16 protein-coding genes are annotated in these 14,366 nt (G+C 71.1%); 5 read left to right on the top strand and 11 right to left on the bottom strand.

What is annotated here, in order from left to right:
- Nucleotides 1-10 precede the first annotated feature (10 nt).
- Complete coding sequence (locus AB0F88_RS20865) at nt 11-967, bottom strand: WYL domain-containing protein (RefSeq protein ID WP_362686156.1); 957 nt, start codon at nt 965-967, stop codon at nt 11-13.
- A complete protein-coding gene (locus AB0F88_RS20860) occupies nt 964-1,920 on the bottom strand; it encodes a WYL domain-containing protein (protein WP_362686153.1) in 957 nt (318 codons plus the stop codon). Before AB0F88_RS20860 ends, AB0F88_RS20865 begins: the two co-directional genes overlap by 4 nt.
- 39 nt (nt 1,921-1,959) lie before the next feature.
- Between AB0F88_RS20860 and AB0F88_RS20855 the strand changes: the two genes are divergently transcribed.
- Complete coding sequence (locus AB0F88_RS20855; RefSeq protein WP_362686150.1) at nt 1,960-3,123, top strand: DUF3866 family protein; 1,164 nt, start codon at nt 1,960-1,962, stop codon at nt 3,121-3,123.
- Here the strand turns inward: AB0F88_RS20855 and AB0F88_RS20850 are convergent.
- The 9 genes from AB0F88_RS20850 to AB0F88_RS20810 all read right to left on the bottom strand — a co-directional run bounded on the left by AB0F88_RS20850 (nt 3,069) and on the right by AB0F88_RS20810 (nt 11,175).
- Nucleotides 3,069-3,545 (bottom strand): DUF3291 domain-containing protein, encoded by a 477-nt coding sequence (locus AB0F88_RS20850; protein ID WP_362686147.1) that lies wholly within the window; start codon nt 3,543-3,545, stop codon nt 3,069-3,071. The genes AB0F88_RS20855 and AB0F88_RS20850 overlap by 55 nt on opposite strands.
- A 32-nt stretch (nt 3,546-3,577) precedes the next feature.
- On the bottom strand, nt 3,578-4,219 hold the full coding sequence (locus tag AB0F88_RS20845) for a transcriptional regulator (protein WP_362686144.1): 642 nt from the start codon (nt 4,217-4,219) through the stop codon (nt 3,578-3,580).
- Nucleotides 4,220-4,489: 270 nt separating this feature from the next.
- A complete protein-coding gene (locus tag AB0F88_RS20840) occupies nt 4,490-5,443 on the bottom strand; it encodes an FKBP-type peptidyl-prolyl cis-trans isomerase (RefSeq protein ID WP_362686141.1) in 954 nt (317 codons plus the stop codon).
- 95 nt (nt 5,444-5,538) lie between these two features.
- Nucleotides 5,539-6,897 carry a Pup--protein ligase gene (pafA, locus tag AB0F88_RS20835; RefSeq protein ID WP_030904553.1) on the bottom strand — a complete coding sequence of 453 codons (1,359 nt, stop codon included), beginning with the start codon at nt 6,895-6,897 and terminating at the stop codon, nt 5,539-5,541.
- Between the two features lie 192 nt (nt 6,898-7,089).
- The gene (locus tag AB0F88_RS20830; RefSeq protein WP_362686138.1) at nt 7,090-7,842 is read right to left on the bottom strand and encodes a hypothetical protein; all 753 of its coding nucleotides are present in this window, start codon (nt 7,840-7,842) and stop codon (nt 7,090-7,092) included.
- Nucleotides 7,843-7,956: 114 nt separating this feature from the next.
- Nucleotides 7,957-8,760 (bottom strand): proteasome subunit alpha, encoded by an 804-nt coding sequence (prcA, locus tag AB0F88_RS20825; protein WP_362686135.1) that lies wholly within the window; start codon nt 8,758-8,760, stop codon nt 7,957-7,959.
- Nucleotides 8,761-8,785: 25 nt separating this feature from the next.
- A complete protein-coding gene (prcB, locus tag AB0F88_RS20820; protein ID WP_362686730.1) occupies nt 8,786-9,604 on the bottom strand; it encodes a proteasome subunit beta in 819 nt (272 codons plus the stop codon).
- Nucleotides 9,605-10,428: 824 nt separating this feature from the next.
- Nucleotides 10,429-10,638, bottom strand: a complete 210-nt coding sequence (locus tag AB0F88_RS20815) for a ubiquitin-like protein Pup (RefSeq protein ID WP_362686132.1) — start codon at nt 10,636-10,638, stop codon at nt 10,429-10,431.
- A gap of 189 nt (nt 10,639-10,827) precedes the next feature.
- Nucleotides 10,828-11,175 carry a helix-turn-helix domain-containing protein gene (locus AB0F88_RS20810; RefSeq protein ID WP_362686129.1) on the bottom strand — a complete coding sequence of 116 codons (348 nt, stop codon included), beginning with the start codon at nt 11,173-11,175 and terminating at the stop codon, nt 10,828-10,830.
- A gap of 132 nt (nt 11,176-11,307) precedes the next feature.
- Between AB0F88_RS20810 and AB0F88_RS20805 the strand changes: the two genes are divergently transcribed.
- From AB0F88_RS20805 to AB0F88_RS20790, 4 genes are all read left to right on the top strand, one after another.
- Nucleotides 11,308-11,595 carry a DUF1330 domain-containing protein gene (locus AB0F88_RS20805; RefSeq protein WP_362686126.1) on the top strand — a complete coding sequence of 96 codons (288 nt, stop codon included), beginning with the start codon at nt 11,308-11,310 and terminating at the stop codon, nt 11,593-11,595.
- Nucleotides 11,596-11,748: 153 nt separating this feature from the next.
- Nucleotides 11,749-12,153 (top strand): hypothetical protein, encoded by a 405-nt coding sequence (locus AB0F88_RS20800; protein WP_362686123.1) that lies wholly within the window; start codon nt 11,749-11,751, stop codon nt 12,151-12,153.
- A gap of 158 nt (nt 12,154-12,311) precedes the next feature.
- Nucleotides 12,312-13,106: a serine/threonine-protein kinase gene (locus AB0F88_RS20795; protein WP_344743373.1), complete on the top strand. Its 795-nt coding sequence runs from the start codon at nt 12,312-12,314 to the stop codon at nt 13,104-13,106.
- A 262-nt stretch (nt 13,107-13,368) separates the two neighbouring features.
- On the top strand, nt 13,369-14,208 hold the full coding sequence (locus tag AB0F88_RS20790; RefSeq protein ID WP_362686120.1) for a serine/threonine-protein kinase: 840 nt from the start codon (nt 13,369-13,371) through the stop codon (nt 14,206-14,208).
- Nucleotides 14,209-14,366 lie beyond the last annotated feature (158 nt).

Genomic DNA, 14,366 nt, shown 5'->3' with positions numbered 1-14,366 from the left:
GGCGAACACGTCAGGAAACCGACTCGTAACGATTCAGCGCGGCGGTGGCCGCGGCCCGGACGCTCGCGTCCAGCGAGGCGGGCGAGACCACCCTGCCGGTGTCGCCGAGGCGCAGCGCCAGGCGTACCAGCCAGCCCTGGTCCCTGGCCCGCAGGGCCACCCGCACGCGGCCCTCGCCGAGCTCCTCGACCCGCTCGCACGGGTAGTACTCGGCGACCCAGCGGCCCGCGGCGGTCAGCTCCAGCTCCACCAGCTCGTCGGTCGGCGAGGGCCGGAACACCCCGGGCGTCACCTCGTCGGCCACGGCGTCCTCCGGCGGGTCGGCGGGCACGTCGAGCACGTCGACGGAGAGCATCCGGTCCAGCCGGAACAGCCGGACCGCCTCGGCCCGGTAGCACCAGCCCGACAGATAGGGGCGCCCGTCCACGACGACCAGGCGCATCGGGTCGACCTCGCGCGGGGTGATCTCGTCGCGTCCCGGCACGTAGTAGCGCAGCGACAGCCGCCTGCGGCTCCGCAGCGCCTCGTTGACGACGGGCAGCGCGTCGGGCGCGGCGTCGACCTCCACCGCGACCTGGCTGCTGACCGCCGCGGCGCCCTCGCCCGAGGCCTGCTCGAACTTGGCGATGACCCGGGCCAGCGCGTCGCGCTCCCCGAACTCCGGCATCTCGGCGAGCAGGCGCAGCGCGACCAGCAGGGCGCTGGCCTCGTCCACGCCCAGCCGCAGCGGGCGGGCGATGGTCTCGGCGTTGTCGATGACGATCTCGCCGCCGTCCCACGACACGTCGATCAGATCGCCGGGGGTGTGGCCGGGCAGCCCGCACATCCACACCAGCTGCAGGTCGTCGATGAGCTGCTTCTCGCTCAGCCCGAAGATCTTCGCGACCTCGGGCACCTGGGCCCCGGGGTGCGACATCAGGTAGGGCACCAGTGCCAGCAGCCTGGGCAGGCGATCGGCCGTGCTCACGCGAGTGCTCCCTTCAGGCGGCAGATGACCGCGTCGCGGGCGTCCGGCGGGCCGACCACCTCGGCGTCCGCGGCGAATCCCACGATCCATCCGGCCAGCCGGCCGGGGTCGGTGAAGTCGACGTCCAGCTCGTCCCAGCCGTCATCGGCGGGCCGCACCTCCTTCGCCACCTGGCGCAGTCCCTGGCAGGTGTCCCGCCTGACCCGGACGAGGGCGGTGCGCTCGCGGACGGCGGCGTCGCTGAAGCCGACCATGGACTTGATGTCGACGCCCTCGGGCACCACCACGGCGCCGGGGCGGCCGACGGTGGTGACCGTGCCGCTGATCCGGCTGAGCCGGAAGACCCTCGGCGCGTCCCGGTCGCGGTCGTGGCCGACCATGTACCAGCGGCCCCGGCGGCTGACGACGCCCCACGGCTCCACCGTGCGGGTCAGCACGTTCTGGCTGGCCGCCGCCCGGTAGGCGAACCGGACCGCGCGCCGGTCGCGCACGGCCTCCCACAGGGCGGGGAAGGACGGGTCCTGGGTGTCGACGCGCAGCTCCAGCGCCCCGCCGAGCACCCCGTGGGCCTCGTCGGTCTGCACGCCCCCGGCGCGCAGCTTCAGCAGCGCCCCGCTGGCCGCCTCGGCCAGGCTGGCCCGCTGCCACACCTGGGCCGCCAGGCCCACCACGGCGGCCTCGTCGGGCTCCAGGGTGATCTCCGGCAGCTCGTACGCCGACCGGACGATCCGGTAGCCCGGATCCTCCTCCCACGGGTCCTTGTGGACCTCGATCGGGATGCCGATCTCCCGCAGCTCGTTCTTGTCCCGCTCGAACATCCGCTGGAAGGCCTCGTCGTTGTCGGCGTCGTAGCCCGGCACCGCCTGGCGGATGTGCTCGGCACTGAGCGGCCGCCGCGTGGCCAGCAGGCAGATCACGAGATTGAGCAGCCGCTCGGTCTTCCGGCGCGACATCCGGCCTCCTCCCTGTTCGAGTGACGCTACCCTTCCCCCGTGATCAGATGGCGCAGGGGCGAGGTCGTACGGGTCCGGCGCGAGTGGCCGGGGGCGGTGGAACTCGACGTGACCACCGAGGACGGTGAGGCGCGCGCGCTCGCCTACCCGGCCCTGGTGGGACGCCCGGAGCCCGGTGACGTGGTGCTGCTCAACACGACCGCGCTCGCGATGGGTCTCGGTACGGGAGGCTACGCCATGGTGGTGGCTGTTCCCGACCGTTTACCGCAAGATCCTCAAGGCCCCGGACATCTGGTGAAGGCACGCTACACCCCGTTGCAGGCCACCGTCCTCGGCGCGGACGAGCAGGACTCGCCCTTCCACGAGGTCCTGCGCGACGCCGACTCCGTGGACGGCATGCCGGTGATCGTCGCTGACCTGCACTCGGCCCTGCCCGCGATCCTCTGCGGCCTGTACGGCGCCAACCCGCCGGGGTCCGGGAAATCCGCGGGCGGACCCGGCGGCCGGAACCCGTCCGAGCCCGGGGAGACCGCGGGCGGACCCGGCGGCCGGGAGCGCGGAAAGCCCGTCAGGGTCGCCTACGTGATGCTCGACGGGGGCGCTCTGCCCGCCTGGTTCTCCATGTCGTGCGCGCGACTGCGGGAGACCGGCTGGCTGTGCGGGGTCGTCACGGCGGGCCAGGCCTTCGGCGGCGACGTTGAGGCGGTGACCCCGCACACCGGCCTGCTGGCGGCCAGGCACGTCCTGGAGGCCGACGTCACGATCGTCACCCAGGGGCCGGGCAACCTGGGCAGCGGCACCCGCTGGGGGTTCTCCGGCGTCTCCGCCGGCGAGGCGGTCAACGCCGCCGCCGTCCTGGGGGGCCGCCCGGTCGCGGCGCTGCGGGTCAGCGAGGGCGACCTGCGCGAGCGTCACATCGGGGTCTCGCACCACTCGCTGACCGCCTACGGCCGGGTGGCGCTCGCCCCGGCCCAGGTCGCCGTGCCCGTGCTGCCCGGCGACTTCGGCAGGCGGGTGACCGAGCAGTCGCGCCCGCTCGCCGCGCGGCACGAGCTGGTCGAGGTGCCGGTGGACGGGCTGCACGAGGCGCTGCGGGGCTCTCCGGTGCGGCTGTCGACGATGGGCCGGGGGCTGGAGGAGGACCTGGCCTACTTCCTGGCCTCGGCCGCGGCCGGGCGCCACGCGGCCTCACTGCTGTCGTAGAAGTTCTTGAAGGTGAAGGCCCCCGGCGTGGGGCCCTCCGCCTTCAGCCTCTCCAGGCGCTCCATCCCCTCGGCGAGCGTCGGCTCGTACCCCTCGGGGATCCACCACATCACCGAGTACGGCTCCGCGATGCGCAGGAACCACTCCCTGCGCCGCTGCAGGAACGCCAGGTGACCGCTGCGGTAGACGTAGTCCCACAGCGCGTCGCGCGACCTCCACACGGAGAAAGTGATCATCAGGTGGTCACCGTACCCGTGCTCGATCAGGTCCTCGGGTCCTTCGCCGCCCTTGAGCCGCCACACGAAGCCGGGATCGGCCTCGGCCAGCCGGTTCATGGGGTCGAGGCCGGCGATGAAGGAGGCCAGTTCCGGGGAGTCCTTGGGCGCGCGCGGGTGGGCGACGTTCAGCTGGGCCAGATGCATGGACCCAGCAGATCATCCTCGATCCTTCTATGTCAATCTTCATTGTTTTTAGAAAAGGCGACGCAGCACTCCCCGGGGCGCGGGTCCAGGCTGGCCGCCGAGGCGTCCTGGCCGAGCGCGTCGAGCAGCCCGCGGCACAGCTCCAGGTTCACCGAGCAGACCAGCAGCGGGTGCTCCTCGGCCGGCACGTGGAACGGGCAGTTGCGCAGCCGCACCCGGCCGTCCTCCTCGTACGGCTCGTATCCGCGCCGCCGCAGCACCCCGGCGAGATCCTCGCCCTCCCCCGCGGACCGGGCTCCCGCGCGCCGGGCGGCCTGCTCGGCCCGCTCGTCCCCGCCGAGCAGCTCGACCGCCTCGGCCAGTACCAGGGCGAGGGTGCGGTAGTCCCTGGCCGGCACGCTGACCTGCCACTCCCCCGGTGCCCTGCGGTAGACCTTCGCCGGCCTGCCGCTGCCGGGTCCCGTCCGCTCCGTCAGCCGCCGGAATCCCGCCTCGAGCAGGCCCGCCTCGACGAGCCGGTCGAGGTGGAAGGCGGCCAGGGTCCGCTGGACCCCCACCGCCTCGGCCGCCTCGTTGCGCCCCACGTCCTGGCCCCGGGAGGCCACGTAGTCGTAGACGGCCCGGCGCACCGGGTCGTGAAGTACCGCCACCGTGTCAAGGTCGTCGCCGCTCACAGCCCGGATTGTAGGCCGCGGTCCCCGGAGGCCTGCCCTCGCCCGCCCTTCGCCCGCCCTTCGCCCGCAGGGGCCCGTACGGGGCCCTGCGGGCCGTCCGGGCCGCGCGCGGACCCGGGCGGCACGATTCGCGCGGGCCGGGCGTCCGGGCCCGGGAAAGCACGGAGCCCGGCCGTGCGCGCACGGCCGGGCTCGGAAAGCGGGCGGGTCGCCCCGGCGACGGCCCGGTGGGGCCTCACCGGGGACGGAACGCCGGGTCGGTGGGTGGGATCAGTAGGCGCCCAGCACGTCGACCAGGAAGACGAGGGTGTCGGTGCCCTTGATCTTTTCGCCGCTGCCGGCCTTGCCGTAACCGAGGTCCGGCGGGACGCTCAGCAGGACCCGGCTGCCGACCGGGACGCCGACCAGACCCTGGTCCCAGCCCTTGATGACCTTGCCGGTGCCGATCGGGAACATGATCGGCTGGGCGCCGCGGGACCAGCTGCTGTCGAACTCGACGTCCGATCCCCAGATCTTCCCGGCGTACTGCACCAGGATCGACTGGCCGGTCTTGACCTCGGGACCGGTGCCCTTGATCACGGTCTTGACGACGAGCTCCTTGGGAGCCTTCTTCTTGGTCTTGGTGGTGAGCTTCGGCGCGGCGTCGCCACCGGGGTTCTCCACCTTGATCCCGTCGACGCCGGGATCGGTCGCGGTGCCCTGGGCGGCCTTGGCCTGGGGGACGCCCACCACGTCGACCACGAAGACCTGCGACTGGCCCGGAGGGGCCTGCGCCTGCTGCTCGGCGGGGAGCGCGTCCTTGGCGACGACCGACATGAACCTGCCGCCGCCCTTGGTCTCGGCGAAGCCCTTGCGGAGGATCTCCGGGACCTGCTCGTTGAGCGTGATGACCTGCGGCCCGCCCTCGTCGTAGGTCGAACCGGCGATCTTGTTCTCCTTGCCGTCCCAGGTGAAGACGGTGAAGTTGGCGACCACGCTGGTGCCGAGCTTGGCGGCCTCGCCGGTGGTGCCGGGGGTGAGCACCTTGAAGGAGGAGGTCTCGACGACCTTGGACGGGAAGGCGACGGTCGGCTTGGCGCCGGCCTGCCCTGTCACCTGCAGCTCGGTGACCCCGCTGCTGCTGGCGGGACTGGAGGCGCCGGTGGCCACGCCTCCGCCGGAGCCACATGCTGCGGCGAACATCAGAGGCACTGCGGCCAGTACGGCCATGCTGCGGCGGCGCATAGGTATCCCTCAAGCAGACGTCAGGTTCGCGCCACACTACCCGTCCCGGCGTACGGAGGAGGTAAGGCCGGGACGAGCTTGCCGAAGTATGACCGTCACATTCCGGCGATGAGCTTGTCCACCCTCTCGTCGACGCTGCGGAAGGGGTCCTTGCACAGCACGGTGCGCTGCGCCTGGTCGTTGAGCTTCAGGTGCACCCAGTCGACGGTGAAGTCGCGGCGCTTCTCCTGCGCCTTGCGGATGAACTCACCGCGCAGCCGCGCCCGGGTGGTCTGCGGCGGCACCGACTTGGCCTCGAAAATCTTCAGGTCGGAGGCCACCCGCTCGACCGCGCCGCGCTTCTGCAGCAGGTAGAACAGGCCGCGGCGGCGGTGCACGTCGTGGTAGGCGAGGTCGAGCTGGGCGACCCTGGGGCTCGACAGCGGCAGGTCGTACTTCTTGCGGTAGCGCTCGATCAGCTGGTATTTCGTCACCCAGTCGATCTCGCGGGCGACCTTGTCGAGGTTGCCCGTCTCGACCGCGTTGAGGGTGCGCTCCCACAGCTCCAGGACCCGGTGGCTGATCTCGTCGCCACCGCGGCGGTCGACGAAGTCGCGGGCCTTGGAGAGGTATTCCTCCTGGATCTCCAGCGAGGACGCCTCGCGGCCGTTGGCCAGCCGGACCCGCCGCCGCCCGGTCATGTCGTGGGAGACCTCGCGGATGGCCCGTATCGGGTTCTCCAGGGACAGGTCGCGCATCACGGTGCCCGCCTCGATCATGCGGAGCACCAGGTCGGTCGCACCGACCTTGAGCAGCATGGTCGTCTCGCTCATGTTGGAGTCGCCGACGATGACGTGCAGGCGGCGGAACCGCTCGGCGTCGGCGTGCGGCTCGTCGCGGGTGTTGATGATCGGGCGCGACCGGGTGGTGGCGCTGGAGACGCCCTCCCAGATGTGCTCGGCCCGCTGGGAGACGCAGTAGACGGCTCCCCGCGGGGTCTGCAGCACCTTGCCCGCCCCGCAGATGATCTGCCGGGTGACCAGGAACGGGATCAGCACGTCGGCCAGGCGGCCGAACTCGCCGTGCCGGCCGACCAGGTAGTTCTCGTGGCAGCCGTAGGAGTTGCCCGCGGAGTCGGTGTTGTTCTTGAACAGGTAGATGTCCCCGGCGATGCCCTCCTCGCGGAGACGCTTCTCGGCGTCGACGAGGAGGCCCTCCAGGATGCGCTCGCCCGCCTTGTCGTGGGTGACGAGCTCCACGACGTTGTCACACTCGGGGGTGGCGTACTCGGGGTGGCTGCCCACGTCGAGATACAGGCGTGCCCCGTTGCGGAGGAAGACGTTGCTCGATCGGCCCCAGGAGACGACACGGCGGAATAGATAACGCGCTACCTCGTCGGGTGACAGCCGCCGCTGCCCCCTGAACGTGCAGGTGACGCCGTACTCGTTCTCAAGCCCGAAGATGCGACGATCCATTGCCTCACACTATTCGCCGAACCCCTCTCGCGGGAGGGATCATGGGGTTTTTGGTCGTACGGCTTATGCCCCGGGCTGTGAGCGGCTAAGCACGGACGCGGGCGGACACGGCCGGACGCGAGCGGACAGGGCCCGCGCCCGGCTCCCGCCGGGCACGGGGTGGCGCGGAGGAGCCGGGACCGGAGGTCCCGATCAGCCTCCGCCCTGCCAGAAGATCTCGACAACCTTGGTGATCCTGCCGTTCTCGGTGGTGATCAGGGCCGGCCGGTGGAGGCCCTCGACCCCGGTCAGGGAGGCGGCCTCCCTGACGTTGTCAATCAGCGTCCGGCGGGAGCAGCTCTCGGTGCCGAGGTTGGTGGCCTTGTCGTAGGTCTGCGTCGTGCCGTCGCAGCCGCTGTCGGCGAGGAACCGCACGTCCTCGGCGATGGGCGCCAGGTAGCGGACCACGTCGCCTTCCTCGGGACCGTCGAAGTGGCCGTCCTCGCCGTCGCGCTGGACGAAGCGGATCGGCCGGTACTCGGCCACCCCGTTGTCGTCCACGTCGGTGAGCCAGCCCCGCAGGACGCCCTCGAAGGGCGGCGGCCGCCCCTTGCTCCAGTCGTGCTCGGGAGCGGCCTGGAACTCGGTACCGAAGAGCTCGGGGGTGGCCGCGGGCTCGGAGGCCGGGGTGGGCTCCGCCGCGGGGTCCGGCGCGCCCGTCGAAGCGGAAGCGGAGGGGACGGATGCGGAGGAGGCCACGGAGGAGGCCGCGGAGGGGAAAGGCGCGGAGGCGGTCCTGGAGGCGGTCTCAGGGGCACAGCCGGACGCCAGCGCCACCGCCGCGAGCAGGGCGAGCGCCGCACCGGGTCGTCTCGGGGTGGCGAGGACGGCGGGGGCTGCGGGGGCGGCGGGGGCGGTCAAAGCGGGAACGAGCCTGGTCCAGGCCCGGGAGGTGCTGTTCTTCACGCAGACTGTGACCGCCGCGGGACGGGATCGGTTGCCCGAAGACGATGTGATCCAGGACACAACCGAGCGCCGCCCCCTGGCGGGGGCGGCGCTCGGTGTCGCCGGGGGAAGCGGTCAGCCGCTGGATCCGGTGTCGATGTCGCCGTCGGGCGCGGTCGGCGGGGCGCCGGGCGTCTCGGGCGCGGAGAGGGGGTTCTCGTCCCTGGCCGCCTGGGCGGCCGACTCGGCGGCGGGGGCCCCGTCGGCCAGCAGTCGCTCCAGCCTGGGGCCGTTGAGCCGCAGGAACTTGCGGTGCGGCCGGTTGCGGTCGAGCACCGCCACCTCCAGCTGGCTCGCCGGGAAGCGCTCGCCTCCCGGCTCGGTCAGCGCGAACAGCGCCGCCTCCAGCGCCTCAGCCAGCGACAGGCCGTCGCGGTAGCGCTCCTTGAGACGGCCCGCGACCGCCTCGGCCTGGCCGCCCATGGCCACCAGGCCCGCCTCGTCGAAGACCGAACCGTCGAAGGTCAGCCGGTAGATGTGGTCCTCGTCGGAGGAGTCGCCGACCTCGGCGACCACGATCTCCACCTCGAACGGCTTCAGCGACTCGGTGAAGATCTGGCCGAGGTTCTGCGCGTAGAGGTTGGCCAGACCTCGGGCGGTGACGTCGTCGCGGGCGTAGGTGTAGCCGTTGATGTCGGCGTATCGGATGCCGCCGAGGCGCAGGGCCTCGAACTCGTTGTAGCGGCCGACCGCGGCGAACCCGATCTTGTCGTAGATCTCGCTGATCTTGTGCAGGGCACGGGACGGGTTGGGCGCGACGAACAGGATGCCGTCCTCGTACTGCAGGACGACGACGCTACGGCCCCGCGCGATCCCCTTGCGCGCGTAGTCCGCCTTGTCCCGCATCTGCTGCTCGGGCGAGACATATCCAAAAGGCATGGACACCTGGGGTGATCCTCTCGTGTTAGCGCAGCGGGGCGGCGGGGCCGTCGGGGCGGTCGGCCCGGGATTCGACCACGACCCGGACGAGCTCTCCGACCTCCTCGTCGGGAAGCCTGTGGTATCCGTCGGCGGTGATCACCGCGACGACGGGCCAGATCCTGCGGATCACGTCCGGGCCGCCGGTCGCCGAGTCGTCGTCGGCCGCGTCGTAGAGGGCCTGGATCAGCGTCAGCACGGTGTCCTCGGGTGAGGCGCCCTCGCGGTAGAGCTTCTTCAGAGAGCCCCGCGCGAAGATCGAGCCGGATCCGATCGCGTGGTGGTGACGCTGCTCGTAGGGGCCGCCGCCCACGTCGTAGCTGAAGATGCGGCCACCGTCGACGTCGGGGTCGTAGGCGGCGAAGATCGGGACGACCACGAGCCCCTGCATCGCCATGGGCAGGTTGCCGCGGATCATCGTGGCGAGCCTGTTGGCCTTGCCCGCCACCGAGAGCGTGCGGCCCTCGCGCTTCTCGTAGTGTTCGAGCTCCACCCGGTAGAGGCGGGCCATCTCGATGCCGGTGCTCGCCGCCCCGGCGATGCCCATGCCCGAGTGGTCGTCGGTGCGGAACACCTTTTCCATGTCACGCTGGGAGATGATGTTGCCGGAGGTCGCCCGGCGGTCTCCCGCGATCACCACGCCACCGGCGCACATGGCCGCCACGATCGTGGTGGCGTGCGGGATCTGATCGCCCACCGGGGTTGCCAAGGTCTCGTTACGGCCAGGCAGCAAGTCCGGCGAATGGGACCTGACGAACTCGGTGAACGAGGAGCTCCCGGTGTCGGTAAAGATGTGATTCACCATGCCGGCGGGCAGGTCCCTGTGAGATCCCACGCGACTCCCTCCAAAGGTGCAGTCCTTTAAGGCCCGACCTTACTCATCTTGCCGTGCTGCTTGCACTTCCCTGTATCAGCTCAGCGCGAACCCCCCTCGGCGGGCTTTTGAATCTTTGGGGTGATCGGTCCCGGTCGCCGGAACCGCCGTGGATCCCGCCGGACGCGACGAGGACGAGGGTGGCGAAGGCGGCGGCCCGCCCGGGTCGCGGAAGGCACGGGGCCGGGTCCTGCCGGAGGTCAGGGGGCGGCGGGCCCGGGGGAAGGGCGGGCGGGCGCCCGAGGGGGCCTGAGCGGCCGCCGAGAGGCGCGGGGGCGTCCTTGCGGAAGGCGCGGGGGGTGCTCACTGAGGACACGGGACGGTGCCCGAGAAAGGCGCGGGGCGGTGCCCGCGGAAGGCACGGGACGGTGCTCGTGGAAGGACTTCGCGGGGAGCCGGTGCTCGCGGTCCTTCCTCGCGGGCTCTCGCCGCGGAGGTGGCGGGGTCGGCGGGAAAGGACCGGCCCGCCGGGCCGGGCGCGATCGCGACCGGATTCGGCCTGCGCCTTCCCGCTTCGTACTCCGGACGGTTCTCGTTCCCTCCGGGAACCGTTCCCGGAGGGTCCCCCTGTCGGCTCAGCGTGTTCGTGGCGTTCGCGGGCGGAGCACCGGGAAAGGCGCTCCCGGCGGGAGACGGCCGCGCGTCACCCGCCCGCCTGGCCCGGCGGGCGCCGGGCCGGGCCCGCGGTCAGGAGGGGTCTGCCGGCTCCTCGCCGGATCCGCCCTCACCCCTGACCTGGGTTCGGCCGGGCGGACCTACTGTCCGCCCTTCTGCACGTAACTCCTCACAAACTCCTCGGCGTTCTCCTCAAGGACCTCGTCGATCTCGTCGAGGATCGCGTCGACGTCATCGGAGAGCTTCTCCTGACGCTCCTGGACGTCGGAGGTTTCCGCCGCGGCGGTCTCCTCGACCTCCTTGTCGGTACGGCCGGTCTGCTTCTGGCCGCCGGTGTCCTTGCTTGCCATGTGTGGCACCTCCACCTGGGGGACGGATCTGATTCATATCTTCCCCGAACCGGGCGACATTGCGCGCGGATCGTCCCGCGATCTTTACGGGAGCCCGAACGGGCCGTGCCGAGGTCCTGTCCGACAGGGAACCTTCCCCGAGGTCCCGAGGCGAATCCGGGCGCCTTTCATCCGGTGGCGGCTCCATCCTCATCGGGTGGCGGCTCCATCCGGGAGGGGCGCTCCCATCTCACCGTCGTCGACGGCGGCGATGACGGTGTCGATCAGGCCGGGGAAGCGGGCGTCGAGGTCCTCGCGCCGCAGGGTGTGGGTGATGATGCGCCCTTCGCGCCGCGCCCACAGGATGCCGCCCTCCCTGAGCACCCGCCAGTGACGGCTGGCCGTCGAGGCGTTGACGTCGGGCAGGGTGGTGGAACAGGTCAGCTCCTCCCCCTCGGCGAGGCGCCCGACGATCCGCAGGCGCAGGGGGTGGGCGAGAGCCTCCAGGACGGCGTCCAGGCGCAGGTCTTCGCGGGCGGGGTGAACGAACACCTTCATGTCTCAATCGTACGCGTCCATGCAAAGTGACGAAGCGTTGTGAGCAGCCTCACAACCGATCGGTTTGCCTTCCCTCCCGCCGAACTGTTTTATAGTTCACGTACTAGCAAACAGTTCGAAGAGGAGAACGACATGAGCACCTACATGGTCATAACCGTCACGCCGGACGACGAGGAGAAGATGGCCCGGTACGAGAAGGAGACCCTGTCCGTCGTGGCACGCTTCGGCGGCCGGCCGATCAGGCGCGACACCGCCCCGATCGCCCTGGAGAGCGACCACGAGCCCGCGATCGCGGTCATCCTGGAGTTCCCCGACAAGCAGAGCGTGCTGAACTTCTACAACTCCGCCGAGTACAGGCCGCTCAAGGAGTTCCGGCACACCTTCGCCCGCGCCAGCGCCGTCCTCATCGACGCCACCTGACCCCCGCTCGGCGCGCCCCGCCCGGCACGGCCCGCCGAACCCGCCGAGCAGGAAGCCCTCCCGCGGACGTCGAAGTGAATCCATCCGCCCTTGACTGGATAGCTCCCCTATCCAATAATTGGCTAGCTTCACTATCCAACGAGAGGTCCCCCCATGTCGCCGTCGTCGCTGAACACAGCGGGAATACTCCTCATCACCGTGCCCGCCGTGGCCTTCGGCGGGGTCTCCCTGCTCGCGCAGATCATGCGCGGCATCCCCGGATACCTGGACAATCCGGTGCGGCGCGGCCTGTGGCGGGCCGGGCACGCGCACGCGGGCGTCCTGGTGCTCTTCGCGCTCGTCGCGCTGCTCTACATCGATCAGGCCGACCTGTCCGGCGGCCTGAAGGACCTGTCCCGGGTCCTGATCGTGGCGGCGCCGATCCTGATGCCGCTGGGCTTCTTCCTGTCCGTGGTGCGCCCCTCCGACACGAAGCCGAACAGGCTGATCTGGCTGGTCCCGGCGGGCGGGGTATCACTGGGCGCCGGCACGCTGCTGCTCGGCATCGGCCTCGTGTGAGCCTTCGCGTGACCCGCGCGGTCTCGCACGAGCCCCGTGACCCCGTACGCCCCCGTGTGAGCATCGTCACCCAGGAATCCGGGCGCATCCGACACTCCTGGAGAGATAAGGAACGTTCCAGGTAGGCCTTCGGGGCTGGAAACTGCGATCATTGGGGGGTGAGCACCATCATCGCGCGCAGGTACAAGCTCGTCTCACGCGTCGGCCAGGGGGCGACCGGCGTCGTCTGGCGAGCTTATGACCTGCTTCTGGAGCGAGAGGTGGCCCTCAAGGAGATACTCCTGCCACCGGGGGCCGCCGCGGCCGAGCAGCGGCGGCGGGTGGTCAGGGAGGCGCGCATGGCGGCGCGGCTGAGCCACCGGGGCATCGTGACGGTGCACAACCTCACCGAGGAGGCCGAGCGCCTCTGGATCGTCATGGAGTTCCTGGAGGCGCTGACGCTGCACGACACGCTCGTGCAGGCGGGCCCGCTCCCGGTGGACCTGGTGGCGGCGATGGGATGCCGCCTGCTGGAGGCGTTGCGGCACGCGCACGACGGCGGGGTGATCCACCGCGACATCAAGCCCGCCAACATCATGCTGACCGGCGACCGGGTGGTGCTGGCCGACTTCGGCTTCGCCGCGCCGGAGGGCGCGGCGACGACCTCGACGCGGGGCACTCCGGCGTTCATCGCGCCGGAGGCGCTGCAGGGCAGGGGCGGCACCCGCGAGGCGGACATGTGGTCCTTCGGCGCGACGCTGTACATGGCGGTGGAGGGCAGGACCCCGTTCCGTACGGTGAACTCGATGGCGGCGCTGGTGGCGGCGCTGCGCGAGCCGCCACGCGCGCCGAAGCGGGCGGGTGCCCTGGAGCCGGTGCTGCGGGGATTGCTGCGCAAGGATCCGCGGGCGCGGCTGAGCGCCGAGCGGACGTCGAAGATGCTGGAGGACGTGCGCTGCTTCAGCGCGGCCTGAGAACGTCCGTGAGCGTTTCCGAAACACCTTCGCCGACCTCCGGGCCATTTTCCTGATTCCCCAATCAGGATTTACGGGCATGGAACAAAATCCCATAACGCCCATGCGTCTGAATCGTTACCGAGAATCACCATAGGTAATCACATAGTGCACTCTTCCAAGTGAAAACATGAATCAGCTGAGGGGCCCGGCTTCTATGTGCAGCAGGTGATTCATGGGAACAGATGCGGGAAAGGCACGCTTACTAGGTGATCGTTATCACTTGGCCTCGCCGATCGGGCAGGACGGCGTGGGCACGGTGTGGCGAGCCCACGATTCCCTGCTGAGGCGGAACGTGGCGATCAAGGAGATCCAGCCCCGGTTCGGCGAGGACGGGGCGGACATGCGCGAGGCGCGACGACGGGCGCTGCGCGAGGCGCGTTCGGCCGGGAGGCTGAACCACCCGGCGGTGATCTCCGTGCACGACCTGATCGAGGAGGACGGGCGGCTCTGGATCGTCATGGAGCTGCTGGAGGCCCTCACGCTCAAGGAGACCGTACGGCACCTGGGCCACCTGCCGATCCACTGGGTGGCGTGGATCGGCTTCCAGCTGCTGGGCGGGCTGCGCCACGCGCACGGGGCGGGCGTCCTGCACCGGGACATCAACCCGCGCAACATCCTGCTGACCGGCGACCGGGTGGTGCTGGCCGACTTCGGCATCGCGGCGCTGCACGGCGACCCGGACACTTCCACGACCGTGCCGGTCGTCCACGTTCCCACCTTCGTCGCGCCGGAGCGGCTGCGGGGCGGGCCACCGACCCCGGCGGGCGATCTGTGGTCGCTCGGGGCGAGCCTGTACTTCGCGGTGGAGGGCCGGCCGCCGCGTCCCCTGTCCCGTACGCCGGCGCCGCGCGAACCGGGGGGCGGCGGGCATCCGGGGCCGGTGGCGCGGGCGGGAATGCTGTGGCCCGTCCTGGAGGGGCTGCTCCGGCGCGACCCGGCGGCCCGCATCAGCATGGGGCAGGCGGGCCGCATGCTGTCGGCGATCCTCCATGCGGAGAGGGTGACCCTGGCCCCGCCGCGCCTGCCCGCGGCCCGGCTGCCGCCGGACGCCTTCACCTGAGATCTCGCGGGACCTCGCGGGATCTCGGCCGGACATTCGGGATGGGAAACGTCCGTCTTCCTCCTTTCTCCCGTCACGCGGGCCCGCCTCCCGCGCGGCCGGGATGCCCCGCGACGGCCGGGCCGGACGCGTTTTCCGACCGGGCACAAATGATCAGA

Origin of the sequence: Streptosporangium sp. NPDC023963 (assembly GCF_040639135.1) — a bacterium.
Taxonomy (GTDB): Bacteria; Actinomycetota; Actinomycetes; order Streptosporangiales; family Streptosporangiaceae; genus Streptosporangium.
This window is presented reverse-complemented; position numbering and strand designations above follow the sequence as displayed.